This window comes from Geomesophilobacter sediminis, from assembly GCF_016458275.1.
Classification (GTDB): Bacteria; Desulfobacterota; Desulfuromonadia; order Geobacterales; family Geobacteraceae; genus Geomesophilobacter; species Geomesophilobacter sediminis.
This window is the reverse complement of record NZ_JAEMHM010000002.1, coordinates 120,364-137,296: the sequence shown is the minus strand read 5'-3', so window position 1 is coordinate 137,296 and position 16,933 is coordinate 120,364. Positions and strand designations below refer to the sequence as shown.

Annotated in this window: 14 protein-coding genes; 4 read left to right on the top strand and 10 right to left on the bottom strand. The window is 62.6% G+C overall.

What is annotated here, in order from left to right:
• Window positions 1-50: 50 nt before the first annotated feature.
• Window positions 51-203 carry a TFIIB-type zinc ribbon-containing protein gene (locus JFN93_RS02320; protein ID WP_199382379.1) on the top strand — a complete coding sequence of 51 codons (153 nt, stop codon included), beginning with the start codon at window positions 51-53 and terminating at the stop codon, window positions 201-203.
• Here the strand turns inward: JFN93_RS02320 and JFN93_RS02315 are convergent.
• From JFN93_RS02315 to JFN93_RS02280, 8 genes are all read right to left on the bottom strand, one after another.
• Window positions 200-1,357, bottom strand: a complete 1,158-nt coding sequence (locus tag JFN93_RS02315; RefSeq protein ID WP_199382378.1) for a tRNA-queuosine alpha-mannosyltransferase domain-containing protein — start codon at window positions 1,355-1,357, stop codon at window positions 200-202. The genes JFN93_RS02320 and JFN93_RS02315 overlap by 4 nt on opposite strands.
• Before the next feature lie 144 nt (window positions 1,358-1,501).
• A complete protein-coding gene (gene rodA, locus JFN93_RS02310; RefSeq protein ID WP_199382377.1) occupies window positions 1,502-2,602 on the bottom strand; it encodes a rod shape-determining protein RodA in 1,101 nt (366 codons plus the stop codon).
• Window positions 2,603-2,687: 85 nt separating this feature from the next.
• Window positions 2,688-4,658 (bottom strand): penicillin-binding protein 2, encoded by a 1,971-nt coding sequence (gene mrdA / locus JFN93_RS02305; RefSeq protein ID WP_199382376.1) that lies wholly within the window; start codon window positions 4,656-4,658, stop codon window positions 2,688-2,690.
• Window positions 4,655-5,140 (bottom strand): rod shape-determining protein MreD, encoded by a 486-nt coding sequence (gene mreD, locus JFN93_RS02300; protein ID WP_199382375.1) that lies wholly within the window; start codon window positions 5,138-5,140, stop codon window positions 4,655-4,657. The genes mrdA and mreD overlap by 4 nt, the downstream gene beginning before the upstream one ends.
• A gap of 19 nt (window positions 5,141-5,159) precedes the next feature.
• On the bottom strand, window positions 5,160-5,981 hold the full coding sequence (gene mreC / locus JFN93_RS02295; RefSeq protein WP_199382374.1) for a rod shape-determining protein MreC: 822 nt from the start codon (window positions 5,979-5,981) through the stop codon (window positions 5,160-5,162).
• 106 nt (window positions 5,982-6,087) lie between these two features.
• Entirely contained in the window at window positions 6,088-6,987 is a 900-nt protein-coding gene (gene rfbA / locus JFN93_RS02290; RefSeq protein WP_199382373.1) for a glucose-1-phosphate thymidylyltransferase RfbA, read from the bottom strand.
• A gap of 79 nt (window positions 6,988-7,066) precedes the next feature.
• Entirely contained in the window at window positions 7,067-7,447 is a 381-nt protein-coding gene (locus JFN93_RS02285) for a hypothetical protein (protein WP_199382372.1), read from the bottom strand.
• 296 nt (window positions 7,448-7,743) lie between these two features.
• Window positions 7,744-7,887, bottom strand: coding sequence for a hypothetical protein (locus tag JFN93_RS02280; protein WP_199382371.1), 144 nt, complete (start codon window positions 7,885-7,887; stop codon window positions 7,744-7,746).
• Here JFN93_RS02280 and sfsA point away from each other — a divergent pair.
• The 3 genes from sfsA to JFN93_RS02265 all read left to right on the top strand — a co-directional run bounded on the left by sfsA (window position 7,886) and on the right by JFN93_RS02265 (window position 11,692).
• A complete protein-coding gene (gene sfsA, locus JFN93_RS02275; RefSeq protein ID WP_199382370.1) occupies window positions 7,886-8,581 on the top strand; it encodes a DNA/RNA nuclease SfsA in 696 nt (231 codons plus the stop codon). The genes JFN93_RS02280 and sfsA overlap by 2 nt on opposite strands.
• 142 nt (window positions 8,582-8,723) lie before the next feature.
• Window positions 8,724-9,158, top strand: a complete 435-nt coding sequence (locus JFN93_RS02270; protein ID WP_236021498.1) for an ATP-binding protein — start codon at window positions 8,724-8,726, stop codon at window positions 9,156-9,158.
• 341 nt (window positions 9,159-9,499) lie between these two features.
• A complete protein-coding gene (locus tag JFN93_RS02265) occupies window positions 9,500-11,692 on the top strand; it encodes a PocR ligand-binding domain-containing protein (protein ID WP_199382368.1) in 2,193 nt (730 codons plus the stop codon).
• Between the two features lie 98 nt (window positions 11,693-11,790).
• On the opposite strand, the gene JFN93_RS02260 is transcribed toward JFN93_RS02265, so the two are convergent.
• Together JFN93_RS02260 and nudC are read right to left on the bottom strand one after the other, a co-directional pair.
• Entirely contained in the window at window positions 11,791-15,138 is a 3,348-nt protein-coding gene (locus JFN93_RS02260; protein ID WP_199382367.1) for a DEAD/DEAH box helicase, read from the bottom strand.
• 287 nt (window positions 15,139-15,425) lie between these two features.
• On the bottom strand, window positions 15,426-16,280 hold the full coding sequence (nudC, locus tag JFN93_RS02255; protein WP_199382366.1) for an NAD(+) diphosphatase: 855 nt from the start codon (window positions 16,278-16,280) through the stop codon (window positions 15,426-15,428).
• Between the last annotated feature and the right edge of the window lie 653 nt (window positions 16,281-16,933).

Sequence of the window (16,933 nt, the reverse complement as noted above, 5' to 3'; positions counted from 1 at the left end):
GCCTTTTATATATTTGTGTCACCAATTAAAACCAAAAGAGGAGAAATACAATGAACTGCCCGAAATGTAACACCGCAAACCGCGTCGAAATCATGATGCACTCCGACGGCTACGCCAAGGACCTTCTGGAATGCACCAGCTGCGGCACCGTCTGGCTGGACGGAAGCAACGAGATCGTCAGCGAACGTAAACAGGCGGCCTAAACCTCACTCCGAGGTGTAAGCGGCGGGAAACGGAGGTCGCGATCCCCTTTACCCGCCAGGCTTGCCAGCAGTTCGTCGTACACCGGAGCGAGCGTTCCCCAGTCATAACGCGTCACCGTCTGTTCTACTGACGCCGCGGCTTTTCTTCCCGCAACCAGCAGGGAACGCAGCCGCTCCCGGTAGGTGGTCCCCTCTTCGTACAGCCACGTGCTCCGCGGTTCCGGCAGATGTTCCGGATAGGAGAGCCGGTCCGGCAGAAGAGGGGTGCATCCGCAGTACATCGCCTGCACCACGCTCGCGCCGAAGAATTCCTGTCGCGAGGTGACCGGCAGGACATCGCCGCGCCACAGCCAGCGCGCGTAATCCCCGAAACCCTTCAGATACCCCCACTGCACCACCCGGTCCGCCAGGCGCTCCCGCGCTGTTTTAAAGATGGGCGGCACCCTTCCGAACGATTCACCTAGTACCGCAAGACGAAAATCGATCCCCTGGTCGGCGAGCTCGAAGAGCGCGTAAAAGAACGTCTCCGGGTCCTTGTCGTACTCCCAGCGGTGGTTCCAGATCACGAGCGGCGCTTCGCCCGCGGCCTCCGCGACGGCGGGACGGAAGGAGTCCAGCTTCTTCAGGTCCAGCCCCAGGGGGAGGACCCGGCTTTTGGCCGCGATGGCCGCGACGGTTCCCCGCTCCACCGCATCCGGGAAACGCCCCAGAAAACCGGGGAGGGCATCGAGGAAGGCGCTTCTGTGGTAGGCGGAGTTGAAAAGAACCGCATCGGCGGCAAGCGCCGTGGTGTAGTTGATGAAGGCGTAGTGGAGGTCCCGATCTTTTCCCGGGTCCGGATCCCCGGGGGACCAGGGGTAGGTGAGCTGGTTTTCGTGGAAGTAGACCGCGACCGGACAGCCGGCACTTCTTTGCCGGGTAAGGGCAAGGAAAGTCGCCAGGTCGAGCATGTCGGTGGCGAGGATGAGGTCGGGGGTCTGCGGCAGGGCGAGAAACTGGGCGGCGAGCGAGACGGCGCCGCCGTGCATGCGCCATTTCCAGTTGCGCCCGGGGAGGGTGAGGAGATCGACGTGGTGGCCGCTGCGCCGGGCGTATTCGGTGGCCCAGGCGGCGTGGGAGCCGGTAAAGTACGGCTCGACTAAGGCGATGCGCATGGTTTCTGGAGGACCTTTCCGTGCCTCCGGGGCCCCCATCGCAGCCCAGTCCGTCGCAGGCCGCGCTATCGCACGCAACCATTTAAGGAGAGGGGAAGCCAGGGGGGCTCCCGCGAAGGCCAAATTGCCAGAGGGTTCGGCGGATCAGAACATGAACCGGCGCATGCTGATGTTCATCAGGATCCCGACCCCGACCATCGAGGTGACCATGGAGGTCCCGCCGTAGGAGAAAAACGGCAACGGCACCCCGACCACGGGAAAGAGCCCGATCACCATACCCATGTTGATGACGATGTGCCAAAAGAGCATCGCGGAGACCCCGACGGCAAGGAGGCTCCCGAACCGGTCGTTGCAGCGGGAGGCGATCCCGAGCCCCCACAGGATGAGGAAGAGATAGAGCACCACCATCACCAGGCAGCCGATGAAGCCCCACTCCTCGGCGAAGACCGAGAAGGCGAAGTCGGTGTGCTGCTCGGGGAGGAAGCGGAGCTGGGACTGGGTCCCGTGCAAAAAGCCCTTGCCGAAGGTGGCCCCGGAGCCGACCGCGATCTTGCTCTGGATGATGTGGTAGCCGCTCCCCTGCGGATCGAGGTCGGGGTTCAGGAAGTTGTAGATGCGGTCCTTCTGGTAGTCGTGCAAAACGAAGCGCCAGCCGCCGTAGACAAGGGGGATGGCAGCGGCGAACAGGGTGGCCAGCGAGGTCCAGCGGACCCCGACGTAGAGGAGCATGGTCCCGGCGATCAGGACCACGAGGATGGCGGTCCCCAGGTCCGGCTGCTTCATGATGAGCAGGGCCGGGGCCCCCAAAAGCATGAGCGGGTAGGCAAGATCCTTGAGGGTGAGTCCCTGGAAGACGGGATACCGACTGAAGAACCGGGCGAAGGTGACGATGATGACGATCTTCATCGGCTCGGAAGGCTGCATGGTGAAAAAACCGAGGTGAATCCAGCGGGTCGCCCCCATGGAGGTCTTACCCACCACGAGCACCGCCAACAGCAGGAAGAGGATGCCGCCGTAGAGCCAGTAGGCGAAGTCCTCGAGCATGTGGTAGTCGAGGCTGCAGACGGTGAGGCACAGGACGATGCCGGCGGTGATCCAGTAGAGCTGCTTGATGAAAAATGGCGTCCCGATCTCGCGGTAGCTGGAGGCGGCGCTGTAGATGTTCACGACGCCGATGCTGCAGATGACGAGCACCAGCGCCAGGAGCGTCCAGTCAAAGTTGGTGAAGAGCCTTCGGTCAAACATCTATCTGATCCTTTGGTGACGCGGATGTGTTGTGCAGGGGATCCTGCCCTCACCCCAGCCGCTCCCGGGGGAGCGGGGGAAACGGTTACTGCTGTTTGGGCAGCGTGGCGGCGGGGGGCTGGACCGCCGGGGGGCCGGGGGCCGGCGCCGGCTTTTGGCCCGGAGCCGCCGGGGCGCCCTGGAGGACCGGAGCACCCTCCCCTTCTTCCTCGGTCTTGGGCGGCGCCTTGGGTACCGGCTTTTTGATGAGCCCCTTCCCTTCGAAGTAAGAGCGCATGATCCGTCCCGCCACCGGGGCCGCGGCGGAGCCGCCGTGCTCCCCGTGCTCGACGATGACCGCAACCGCGACCTCGGGCTTCTCGTAGGGGGCGAAGGCGACGAAGAGGGCGTGGTCGCGGAACTGGTAGGGTACGTCCCCCTTGCTGTCGCGCAGTTTCACGACCTGGGAGGAGCCGGTCTTCCCGGCGACCTTGACCTCGGCCAGGCGCGCCATCCCGCCGGTGCCGTGCGGTTCGTTGACGACCGCGAAAAGCCCCTCTTTGACGAGCTTGTAGGTTTCCGGATGCAGCCCGGTCTTCCCGATCACCTCCGGGGTGAATTCCTTGAGCACCTTGCCGTCGAAGTCGACGATCTTCTTCACCAGGTGGGGGCGGTAGATGGTCCCCTCGTTGGCCACGGTGGCGATCATGGAGGCAAGCTGCAGCGGGGTGGTCAGGACGTACCCCTGGCCGATGCCGACCGACAGCGTCTCCCCCTGGTACCACTTCTTCCCGAAACGCTTGAGCTTCCATTCCGAGGTCGGGATGATCCCACCCTTTTCCTGGTCCAGGCCTACCCCCAGCGGGGCTCCCAGGCCAAAGCGCTTGGCGTACTTGGCGATCCGGTCCACCCCGAGCCGCTCGGCGAGCTTGTAGAAATAGACGTCGCAGGACTCCCGCAACGCCCGTCTGAGCTCGACGTGCCCGTGCCCTTTCTTCTCCCAGCACTTGAAGGTGGAATTGCCGAACTTGTAGTAGCCGGGGCATTCCACCGAGGTGTGCTGGTCGATCAGCCCCTCTTCCAGCCCGGCGATGGCGGTGATGATCTTGAAGGTCGAACCGGGCGGGTACATGCCGCGCAGCGCCTTGTTCTCCAGCGGCCGCCGCTTGTCCTCCAGGTACTCCTTCCACTTGTCGGGCGGCATCCGCCCGGCAAACAGGGTCGGGTCGAAGTCGGGGCTGCTGGCAAAGGCTAAGATTTCCCCGGTGTTCACGTCCATGGCGACCGCCGCCCCCGCCTGGTCCCCCAGCGCCTGCTCAGCCACCTTCTGCATGTCGAGGTCCACGGTCAGGACCACCGAATTCCCCACCGAGGAGTCGGTCTCCTCGACGGTGCGCAAAAAGCGCCCGCGGGCGTCGACCTCGATCTGCCGGCCGCCGTCGCTGCCGTGGAGATAGTTCTCCCAGGCCCGTTCGATGCCGCTCTTGCCGACGTAGTCCCCGGCGTTGTATTCCTTGTAGCGATCCGAGGTGAGCTCGTTTTCCGAGATCTCGCCGATGTAGCCCAGAAGGTGCGCGGCGAGGTCGCCGTTGGCGTACTGGCGGATCGGCTTCATCTCGATGTTCACCCCGGAGAGGGAGAGGCGGTTTTCTTCCAGGAACTCCATCTGGTCCCGGGTGATGCCGGAGGCGACCACCAGCGGGTAGTACTTCGCCCTCCCCTGCCCCTTGCTCCACTTGTCCAGGATCTCCTTGCGGTCCAGGTTCAGGTAGCGGGCGAGGTTGTCGATGAGCTGCTCCTTGTTCTTCACGTCCTGGGGGATGACCGAGACCGAGAAGGAGGGGGTGTTCGATACCAGCACCTTGCCGTTTCGGTCCAGGATGGCGCCGCGCGGCGCGGCGACCGGAACGAAGCGGAGCCGGTTGTTCTCGGACTGGTCCAGAAGCTGGTCCGCCTGGACCTCCTGGAGGTACCAAAGGCGCGCCAGGAGCAGGAAGAACATGGCGAAGGCCCCCAGGGAGAGCCAGACGATGCGGCGCGCGTTGTTGAATTCGGGGAGATAGGTCTTGGGTTTCATCGCGCCTCCTCAGGTGCCGGAAGCGGCAGGTTGAAGAGAATCGAGGCGGCGAGCGCGTTGACCAGGGCCTGGGGGATGATCGCGGGGAGCACCGAGGCGTAGATCCCCTGAGATACCGAAAATACGATGAGCATGACGAGATTCAAAAGGGCGTTCAGGACCGTAGCCAAAAAGACGACGATCACCAGAAGGAGCCGGTTGTCGGTGAAGAGGCGGTCCGAGATTTCGGCGAGCAAAAGGTAAATGCAGAGGTAGGAAAATGCCTGCAGTCCGAAGCAAAGACCGGAGTAGCAGTCCTGGAGGATCCCCAGGGAAAGGGCGGCGGCCGGACCGAGCCGGTGCGGGAGCTTGAGTCCCAGGTAAACCACCAGGATGATCAGGAGATTGGGCTGAAAGGGGTCGACCAGGTAGGCCGGGAGCAGGGTCGTCTGCAACAGCAGCGCGATCAAGACAAGCGCGGTTATCTTAAGGTATTTGGTCATGGCCTGCCGGTGTCCGTTTTCACTGCCCGGGACGGAGCAACACCAGCATCTCCTCGAGCCGGGCGATGTTGACGCTGGGGCGCACTTCGATGGTCTGGAAGACCCCGTACTCCCCCTTTTTAACCATGGTCACCTCGCCGATGGGGAGTCCCTTGGGGAAGACGCCGCCTACCCCGGAGGTGACCACGGAGTCACCGACCTTGACGTCCTCGTCGCGAACGGTGAACTCCATCGAGCAGCGCCCCCCCCCCATGCCGCGGACCACCCCGCGGGCGCGGGAGCGTTGCACCACGGCAGCGACGGCGCTGGCATGGTCGGTGAGCAAAAGGACGCGCGAACTCTTGGGGGCGACCTTGACCAGCCGGCCGACGATCCCGCCGGCGGCAACCACCGGCATCCCCTCGGCAAGCCCGTCGGCGCTGCCGCGATCCACCACCAGGATCTTGAACCAGGCCGAGGAATCCTCGCCGATCACCGAGACCGCCAGGCTGGGCGCGTCAAGGCTCGTCTTGAGCGCCAAAAGCTCCTTCAGCCGGATGTTTCCCATCACCGCTTCGTTGGCCGCCACCACCCGTTCGTTGAGGCGCTTGACCCGGTCGCGCAGGATCTTGTTCTCGTGCCGGACGTTGATGAGGTCGATGTAGTTGCTCCAGATCCCATCGACGAAGCCGTTGACGCCGGCGGCCGTCGAAGTGAGCGGCGACGTGGCGGCCAGCACCGCCCGCTCCAGCGGGTTGGCGTGCTCACGGTTCTTCAGGTTCAGGGCGTAGGTCAGGAACGCCACCAGGAGGAAACCTCCGGTGATAAAGTAGCGCTTGTTTCGGGAAAAGAACTCTCGCATCGATCTCAAAAAAGGTTTAGGGGGCTGAAGGCCCCCTATTCAAGCAAACGTCGCCGGCAAACCGGACCGCCCGCTGCGGCCCGCCATCTCAAAGGCGTGAAACAAATCAGGAAACGCCGCCGCAGAGCGTGCTTTCATTGTATACCCGGATCAGGTAGTCCCGGTAGGAGGAATTGGGGGTCGCCGCGATGGCGTCGGACATCCCCTTGCAGTCCAGGTAGCCCAGCCGCAGGGCGATCTCTTCGAGGCAGGCGATCTTGAGTCCCTGGCGCGCTTCGAGGGTGCCGATGAAGTGGGAAGCCTCCAAAAGGCTCTGGTGCGTTCCGGTGTCCAGCCACGCGATGCCGCGTCCCAGCCGCTGTACGGTCAGTTCGCCACGGGTCAGGTACTCGAGGTTGATGTCGGTGATTTCCAGCTCGCCCCGGGCCGACGGCTGGATCGATTTGGCGATCTCGACGATGCGACCGTCGTAGAGGTAAAGGCCGGGGACGGCGTAGTTCGATTTCGGCTTGGCCGGCTTTTCCTCGATGGAGATGACCTTTCCGGCAGGGTCGAACTCGACCACCCCGTAGCGCTCCGGGTCCTGCACGTAGTATCCGAAGATCATGGCGCCGCTGGAGAATTCGGCGATGCAGCGGTCGAGCATCATCTTGCCGTAGAAGATGTTGTCCCCGAGAATCAGGCAGACCGGGTCTCCGGCCAAAAACTCCTCCCCGATCAAAAAGGCCTGGGCGATCCCCTTGGGCTCGGGCTGCACCGCGTAGGTAAGCGAGATTCCCCAGCGGGAGCCGTCTCCCAAAAGCGCCTGGAAGCGTGGCACGTCGGCCGGGGTGGAGATGATCAGGATGTCCTTGATCCCCGCCATCATCAGGGTGGCCAGGGGGTAGTAAATCATCGGCTTGTCATAGACCGGCTGCAGCTGCTTGCTGGCAACCATGGTGAGCGGATACAGCCGGCTGCCGGCCCCTCCCGCCAACAAAATACCCTTCTTGATACCTTGCGACATAACCACCTTTCGAACCCATTAAATTAATTAGCGCTACTTTTTAACATGAAGCGAAAATCGCGTCAAATCTTTAATTCCATTAGGATCGGAGCAATCGGGCCTTCAGTTCCTCGTCAATGAAGCTCTCTTCGATCGCCTCGCGCACCCACGGTTCCCGGAGCCGGGCCAGCACGACCGCCGCCCCCTCGCTGATGGCGGGAACGTCGCTCCAAAGCGCGTTGCGCAGGGAGCGCAAAAGGTGCGGATCGGCGGATTTGCCGTCGGCCAGGGTGCGGCACGGCTCGCAGAGCAGCGCAAGGTTCTCGGGGACCGGCTCTTCGTCGGGGCGGTATTCCCACAAGCGCAGCCCCTCGTCACCGCCGCACCACTCGCAGCGAAAGCCCGCGCGCTTGCCGATCGACTTTCCGAAGGAGGAGACCGCTTCCAGATGCTCCCGGTGCTGCTGATGTCCCTTCGCCATCCCGATATCCTCCGTCGCAAGCCAGGCCGACGCCCCAGTCTAGCAGAAGGGGCGGTGAGAAAAAAGACTTTTCCGAATCTGGGGCGTTTACGGCACCAACGGGGGGGCAGGCGACGGAGTTCCTGTCCCCCTCTTTCAAGGTCAACAGGTCCATTTCTGACATGGGGAGGGTCCGGAAGAGAGACCAACCCGGTGGGAGCGCCATTCCTGGCGCGAATAACCATCGCTGTTCGCGCCGGGAACGGCGCTCCCACAGCGCGCACCGGCATCACAGTATCAGCACCCGCACCACTGTATCAGCACCCGCACCACTGTGTCAGCACCTGCATCGCCAGGGAGTCGGCGTTCTGACGACGGTTTTTCGTGGACATCCCCTTGCTGCAGTGGTACTTTCCCCCCCCGCTGATGGCAATTTTTCCCCCGCGAGGCTTTCGTAACATGCTGCTCCCCCAACCGCTTTTCCACGGCACCCTGATCCGGCGCTACCAGCGCTTTCTCGCCGACGTCGAACTCGACGACGGCACGGTCGTTACCGCCCATACGGCGAATACCGGAAGCATGAAAGGGTGCGCCGTCCCCGGCAATCGGGTGGTCCTGTCGGTGAGCGACAATCCGGGTCGCAAATACCCCTACAGCTGGGAACTGGTCCATGCCGACGGCTTCTGGGCCGGCATCAATACCCGCTATCCCAACTTCCTCGCCCGCGAAGGGATCCTCGACGGCACCATCGCGGAGCTGGCCGGATACGAGAATCTGCGCGAAGAGGTCCCCTACGGAGAGGGCAGCCGCATCGATCTGCTCCTGAACGGGACCCGGGGCTCCTGCTACATAGAGGTCAAAAACGTCACCCTGGTGGAAAAGGGAGCCGCGCTTTTCCCCGACGCGGTCACCCTGCGGGGACAAAAACACCTCCGCGAACTGATGGAAGTCGTCCGCCGCGGCGACCGCGGCGTCAACCTGTTCGTGGTACAGCGCGGCGACGGCGAGTACGTCGCCCCCGCCGACGGCATCGACCCCGCCTATGGCCGAATGCTTCGGGAAGCCGCGGCCAACGGGGTGGAACTGCTCGCCTACCGCGCCGAAGTGACCCCGGGGGAGATCCGGCTGGTCCAGCGTCTTCCGGTGGTACTGTAGCAATCTCATTTGACATCACGCACCTCGGAGTTAAGCTTTACTGCATTGTGCCGGAAACCCGGGTAATTCCAGCGGGATGCACGCGTGGGGCGCGCCCCGCCCCAAAAAGAACCACCTACCGTCCACGGCAACCAAACCTAATATGACCGGCAAGACCATCAACCTGAGCATTGAGAGCAAACTAAGCGACGTCTGCCTCGTGGGTCACGCGGTACGCGGGGTCTGCTGCTGTTCCCCGCTGGACCAGGAGGACTACGGACGGATGGAGGTCTGCGTCGTCGAGGCGGTGACCAATGCGATCAACCACGCTTACCAGCGTCAGAACGGTTTCCGGGTCGAGACCGCCATCACCCTCCACGAAGACCGCATCTCCTTTGCCATCTCGGACTGCGGTACCGCCATCGTCAACTACGCTCCCCGCAGCCTCGAATTCGACCCGGAAGAAATCGGCTCCATCCCCGAAAACGGCATGGGGTTGTTCATCATCGAGACGATCATGGACGAGGTGACCTACACCTCGGCCGACGGCCGCAACACCCTCTCCTTCTGTAAATACTTCCCGTCTCCACTCCCCTGATTCTTCACCACCCCCCTTTATCCTCACAATCCCCCTTAGAATCCTCACCATCTCCCTGAATCCTCACCACCCTCCGGATCCGCCATCCGGCACCCGGCTTGCTCCGAACAACGTTCCCGCCCCCGAGCCTCGGTCGCATTCGCACCGGAATTGAGGTTTCGGCCGCGCCAACGCACGATGCACCGCTGTCATAGCCACTCAATACGCCACATTCATATTTTTTAGTTTATTACTGCTAATAGAAATGTTATAGTTCGCATCCCTCACAAGCTTGATCTGTTACATAGCGAGCCTGAGTTTTTACAGAGGCGCGGCACCACAATGAGAGTTGGGAGCGAGCTATGTCAGTGCTGCTCATATTGCTGACGGCAGCGGTCGTTGCCTGCCTGCTTCACCAAAGACAACACCTGCACCGGGTGCAAACCTATTTGCTGCGTCTGGAGGCCTACACCGCCAGTCTGCAGGAGGCGATCATCGATCCGCTCTTCAGCCTGGGCGCCGACGGAACGGTCACCGACGTGAACGGCGCGGCCGAACGTCTGACGGGCTGGAGCCGTAGCGAGCTCGTGGGGCGCCGTTTTTCCAGCATCTTCACCGAGCCGAAACGGGTAGAAAGGGCCCTGCGACGGCTGATCCCGAGCGGCTCGCTGCATGGCCTCGACCTTGCCGTCCGACAGCGCCATGGACAAGTCCGGACCGTCCGACTCGATGCCACCATCTTCCGGGGAGCGGGAGCCGTGGCCGGGTCCACGGCCATCGTGCACGACCTGAGCGCACTGGAGCAGAAGCCGGAGCCCCTGGCAGAGGTGGAAGAACACGCCTCGTTTCGGCTGGGTGCCGACTGCCTGGCCGAGCTTGACGAGCAGAACCTCGTTCAGGTGCTGGACATAGGCTGGCTGGAGTCGGTACTGAATGACTTCCAGAAGCTGGCCGGCACCGCGTTGGCGATCGTCGATCTCAAAGGCAACGTCCTGGTCCAGTCGGGGTGGCAGGAGGTCTGCACCAGGTTTCATCGGGCCAGCCCCGAAGCGGCCGCAGCCTGTAAGGAAAGCGACCTCGTCTTTTCCGGGCACGGACGCCCCGGGGAATACCACACCTACAAGTGCCGCCACGGTCTTTGGGAGGTCATCACTCCGCTGTACATCGCCGGAACCCACGTGGGCAACATCTACACCGGGCAGTTCCTGATGGAGGAGGAGGCGATCGACCCCGAACAGTTCTCGGAACAGGCGAAGCGGTATGGCTTCCACCCAGAGCACTATCTGCAGGCGCTGGACCGGGTGCCGCGGGTAAGCCGGGAAAAGATCCGCACCGTGATGGACTTCCTGGTCAAATTCGCCGAGCAGAGCTCCCGGCTGAGCTACAGCAACCTTCGGCTCGCCAAGGCGATGAGCGACCAGAAATGGATCCAGGAGGCGTTGCGCCAGAGGGAACGCCATTTCCGAGGGCTGCTGCAGCGGTCTCCGATGCCGATCGCCCTGATCGGCGCCGACGGGCAGATCCAGTACCTCAACGACCGGTTCGCCGCGACCTTCGGCTACACCCGGGAGGAACTCCGGGACGAGGAGACCTGGTGGTCCCTGGCCTTCCCCGAGCCTGAGTACCGGGCGCGCTCGCTCGCGACCTGGCAGCAACTGATCGAAAAGGCCCAGCAGGAGGGGACCGACATCGAGTCCTACGAGTTCCGGGTCACCTGCAAGGACGCATCGACGCGCACCTTCGACACCTTTGGCAGCGTCATCGGCACCAGCATCATGATCGTCTTCAACGACATCACCGAGCGCAAGCTGGCCGAGGAATGCGTCAACATGCTGAACCTGGAACTGGACCGGCGGGTCGAGGAACGGACCGAGCAGCTGGAGGCGGCGGTTCATCAGCAGGAAGCGTTCAGCTATTCCGTTTCCCACGACTTGCGGGGACCGCTGCGCCACATCAACAGCTACGCCGCCATCCTGCGCGAGGAGTTCGCAAACGCGCTTCCCGAGGAAGCACAGCGCTACCTGGACCGGCTGGTGGCGGCGAGCAGCCGCATGGGGAAACTGATCGACGACCTGTTGCTCCTGGCGCGGGTCACCCGGACCGAGATGAAACGGGAAATGGTCGACCTGACCGCTCTTGCGGAGGAGATTGCCCAGCGGCTGCAGGAGGAGAACCCGCAGCGGGAAGTGAATTTCACCATCACCGAGGCGCTCAGCGCACCGGGAGACCCGATCCTTTTACGCCAGGTGCTGGAGAACCTCCTGGAGAATGCGTGGAAGTACACCGGGAAAAAGTCGCGAGCCGAAATCGAGTTCGGGAGGACCAATTTCGAGCTGGGATGGGCCTTCTACGTCCGGGACAACGGGGCGGGATTCGACATGACTTTCCGGGAGCAGCTTTTCGGGGCGTTTCAGCGGCTGCACGGCGACGAATACGAGGGGAACGGGATCGGGCTGGCGACGGTACAGCGGATCATCTCCCGTCACGCCGGGAAGGTGTGGGGGGAGGGAGAGGTCGGGGCCGGGGCGACGTTTTACTTCACGCTGGAGCAATGAACAAAGAGCAAAGAGCAACTTCTAAAACAGTGGGGGCCGCGTCAACATAGTATTGGTGCGGCCCCCACGTTTTTTCTGCTCATAGCTCATTGCTTTGCTCATTGCCCCAAAAGGAACTCGAAGTCCTCCCGCCCGATGGTGAAGGAGCTCTCGAGCTCGGCGTCTTCCAGCAGGGCCTGGTATAACCGGAGCTTGCGCTTTTTCAGCTCCATCATCTTCTCTTCGATGGAATGCCGCATCAAAAGCCGGGTGATGGTGACCTGACGCAGCTGCCCGAGCCGGTGCGCCCGGTCCGATGCCTGGCTCTCCACCGCCGGGTTCCACCACGGATCCAGATGGAATACGTAGGAAGCCCGGGTCAGGTTCAGCCCCCTCCCCCCCGCCTTCAGGCTCAACAGGAACACGGACGGGTCCGTACATTCCTGGAATCCCTGCACCAGTTCCTTCCTTTTCCCCACCGGAGTCGACCCGTCCAGCCGGAAATGCCGGATCTGCTCCGCCTCGAACGCCTCCTGGACCACGTCCAGAAAGGAGGTGAACTGGGAGAAGACCAGGACGCTGTGCCCTTCCTCGAAGAGTTCCCGCACCTGCTCGATCAAAAACTCGATCTTGGGCGAGGCGTCACGCATGTCCGGGATCAGCAGATTGGTGGACAGGCAGATCTGGCGCAGTTTCAAGATCGCCGTCAGCGCGATGATCCGTGCCTGCCCTGCGGAGTTGGAGCTGTAAGCCTGGGCGACGGTTTCCTTCACCTGGGCCACGGTTCTCACGTAGAGTGCCTTCTGGCGCGGGCTCATCTCCAGGTAGATATCGGTCTCCACCTTGGGCGGGAGCTCCGAGGCAATCATGTCCTTGGAGCGTCTGAGGATGAAGGGGCGGGTGCGCCGGATCAGGGTATCCAAAAACTGCGGGTCGTCGCGCCCCATCTGCTTGCGGAACGGCTCGTAGGGACCGAGCAGCCCCGGAAGCGCAAGGTCCATCACCGAGTAGTATTCGCCCAAGTGGTTCTCCACCGGCGTCCCGGTCAGGGCGAGCTTGAAGCGCCCCTTGAGCCGCCGCACCGCCCCGGTGGTCTCGGCGTGAATGTTCTTGATCGATTGCGCCTCGTCGAAGACGATAACGTGAAACGGGATCTGGCCCAGCTCCTCGATATCCCGTTGCACCACCCCATAGCTGGTGAGGACAACGTCGACCCCCTCGAAATCGGCGCGCCGTCCGGTGCCGCGGTAGACCATGACGTTGAGCCGGGGATAAAACCGCGCGATCTCGCTCTCCCAGTTGAAAATCAGGCTCGGCGGCACCACGACCAGGTGCGGCCCGGCCACCTCCGCCGCCTTGATCCCCCCCTCCAGGAGCCCGGCCAGCAGGGCGATGGCCTGAATCGTCTTGCCCAGGCCCATATCGTCGGCCAGGCAGGCGCCGAAGCGGTGCTCGTACAGAAAACCGAGCCAGGAATACCCCTCGACCTGGTATTTGCGCAGGGTCGCCTGCAGCCCGGACGGCGGTGCGAGCTGCGGGATCCGCTCGAAATTGACCAGGCTGTCGATGATCTGTTCGTCCTCCGGGGAGAGGAGGATCCGGACCCCGTTGCGCCTGAGGACAATCCAGTCCAGGATCTGCAGGCGCGGCACCCGCACCACTTCCTTTTTGCCGTGCGCCGCCAGGAAGGAGAGGTTGCGGCTGCTCTCCTCGTCCAAGATCACGATGGAGCCGTTTTTCCGGAAAAGCCCCCCGCCGCGCACGGCATCGAGGAATTCCTGCTCGTCCACCAGTTCCCCTTGGAACCGGATCTCGGGGCGCAGTTCGAACCAGTCGATGGTCGACCGGGTCGCATCGAGGGTGAAGCTCCAGCTGACCGCCTCCAGGGGGCGTCCGTCCATGGTGAGGGTGAAACCGGCGCGCTCACAGGCGGTCCGCAGCGCGGGAAGACTTTGCAGCAGGGAAGCGCGGTCCACCGACATCTCTCCCGGCGCGGAGGCTTCCGCAAACAGCTCAGCGCCGAAGAGCCGGTACGGGATTTCGAGCAGCCGCGCCTGGAGGCCGGCATCGAACTCCACGGCCAGCCATCCGGCATCACCCAGCTGCAGGAGAGTCTGCCGTTCGGTCACCGCCTGCCAGAATCCGGCGATCAGCCGGCGCGCTTCCGATTTGACGCCGCGCTTGCTGAAATCGGCACCGCTCAGCGCATTACGGATCACCCGATCGCGGTCGGTGCGGGTCCGGCAGGTCAGGGAGGCGAAACAGGCATCCAGCAACGTGATGACCCGTTTCTTAGCGCGCAAGGGCTGCGGGAACCGGGCCCGGCCGGCGGCGGGGAAAAACCAGAAGGCCTCGTGGGAAAGCGGGAAGGTCATCCCTTCGACTTGCCCCTCAGCGACCAGGACGAAGCGGTTGGCACTCTCGGTGAGGTTCAGGCGATAGTCGGGCTGGAGCTGGCGCAGCGGCGCCGGCTCCCCCTGCCGGGTCAGCTGGGTGTGACGCAGAAACTGGTCCAGCTCGGCGGTGCTGAGCGAAAGCTGCATCTTGTTGAAGCCGGTGAGGGAAACCGAAAATCCCTGGCGATCTTCCCGGAAATCGGAATCGGGAAGCGCTGCCAGCACAGCGGTGAGGCGGCGATAGAACCTGAGTCCGGCGGGATCCTCGATCCGTTCGATCCGGCCCGCCTTGGTATCGAAATGGTACTGCTCGGAGGCGATGGAAGTCTCCCCGAGCGGCGTGCCGTCTTCGAGAGTTCGGGTACCGGTAAGCCGCCCGGCGGTGCTGTCGAGCAAAAGGCGGGTGGAGCGGGTCCGGTCGGTATCGAGGGTGAGCGGGATTTCTCCGTCAGGCCCGGCAAATACTACCGGATAGCGCCGGCGGAAACGGGCGCGGAACTCCTCGATCACCTTCTGCTGAAAGGCGGGGAGCACCATGGAACGAAGGAACTCCCGCATCGTCATGGGGAGCGTGGGGTCGAAAAGGGCAGCCGGGTCGCTACCGCGCCGGACTTGGAGCCTGAGATCGTCACCGACCGGCTCGACCAGAAGGGAAAACTCTTCTTCACCGGGGGCTCGGGATTCGGAAACGATGGGAAGATGGCTGCGGATCAGGTCCAAGTAGGGCTGCGGCAGGTGCAGCATGGGAAATGATGCGGGGGAGACGGCTTTCTTCAGCGTTGCCAGCGAGGCGACGACGTGGGGGCAATAGCCGCTGGGGCTCCAGACGCCGCATTCGCAGGAAGGGGAAAGCTCCCCCAACTGCAAAGTGAACGCTACCTGGATCACCTCTTCGGCATGGAGTTCCATCCGGAGCGTGGCGCCGTCTTCGCTCCAGACAACACCGGAGACGGGGCAGCGCTTGAGCAGCTCGAACCCTCGGAAGAGGTGCCCCTTGTCGGCAAGGGCATATATGGCTGCTGCGGGCATCTCGGCTACATGCCGCACCAGGGCATTTCTCTTGGATTCCATCCGGTCGCCCCCCCGCGGGCGCTGTACGCTGAACGAACGGCGTATGTTAGCAGAAAGCGCTAAGTATTACAAGATACAAAGAAAAGACAGGATGAGGGGTTGGGGCTGGGACTGGGGGTGGGGGAAGCCTTTCAGCTCCCCCCTTTGCGAAGGGTGTCGGGGGAATTTGCCTTTTACCAAGACCGAGAACGAAAGAGGGCGCAGCATGCTGCGCCCTATATGTATTGAAAAACCCGAGACTGCGGGCTCATCAACCACCGATCCTGACCACGGTTCACCGAAGGACGTTACCGCTGGTCCTCTCCATCATTCCCATAGGTCTCGATGATCCACCGGGCAATGCTTCGCCTGGGCGGGAGCATATCCGGCATCACGCCTTTGGGAAACCAGCGGGCATCCTCGAGCTCGGTCTGGTCCACCCGGACCTCCCCTTCCAGGTAGTCGGCCACAAAGCCGGCCATCAACTGGCTCGGGAAGGGCCAGTTCTGGCTCCCTACGTAGCGGATGTTATGAACCTTGATGCCGGTCTCTTCTGCTACCTCGCGTACGACACACTCCTCCAGACTCTCTCCGAAATCAACGAACCCGGCGACCAGGCTGTAGCGCCCTTTCGGCCATTCCGGCTTGCGCGCCAGGAGCATCTCGTCGCCACGCTTTACCAGGACGATCACGCAAGGATGAATATGCGGGTAGTGTTCGTGGGAGCAGCTCGTGCAGCGTTTGCCCCAGGAAAGGTCGATCCGCTCCAGGCTGCCGCCGCACCGGGAGCAGACGTTACAGAGCCGATCCCAATACAGAAGCTGCTTGGCGAGCCCGGCCAGGGACATCAGGTCGTCGGGAAGTTCGACGGTGGGAACCGCCTGCAGCGAGGGTGGGGGCACGTCGGAGCGGGACAGCGATACGACGCGAATCGGAGCACCGTCCCACAGGCCGAACAGCATCGGCCCTTGGGATGGGATCATCCCCGGCAAAAGCGCGCCCTGGGGAAGCGCGCCGTCGTCGAGCAGGATGGTATCGCCCTGAAGGATTACCCACGCCGCGTGGTCGCCGTCATCGGCCATCTCCCCTGGCTTCTTCTGGGTAAACCGTTCCCGGAGCGCTTCCGCATTGAAGGGAAGGTTGATGGTATCGGGATATTTCATTACTTGCCTCCTCCGGCAGATGCGCCGTGGAAGGAGGTCTATCACGAAAAAACTTCGGGATCAATTGCGAATCGGGGGTCGGGGGACGGGGCAGGTGCTAGGGGGTCGGCGCTGCGATGAGGACGCGGACGCAGGTCACTCTTGTGGGAGCGCCTTTCCAGGCGAGATTAACAGTCGTCGCACCGACAGGACAGAAATCAGTCCCCATCAGGGGGCGGATGTGGTTGACCTGAAGGTTCGGCGGAGAAACGCCCTCACGAGTCCTTCTGGCGCGATATCCCACTGCGGCAGTCCATCAAGAATCTTTCCAGGATCCGCACCAGTTCATCGGTCTGTTCCGCGATTTCAGCCCATTCCTCGTCAATCATGGTTGCCTCCTACACTCAGTCGGACTAGCCGGATACCGGGTCGAAATCAACTAACTGCAGCTACATGAGTTTTACCACATGCACATTGCTTACACAATGAGCATATCGGCACCCCCTTTATCAACTTTAATAAAAAAGCATGCATCTCCTCTTTTTTATTGAGCGAATAAAAGACCATCTCCGGGTTGACGCCTGTTAGCACCTTCTTCCTGAGCCAGCACGTGGATCCCTTCGGAAAAATCCGATTCTCAAACTCGTTAGCCGAGCCTCCCTCTGTGACAGAAG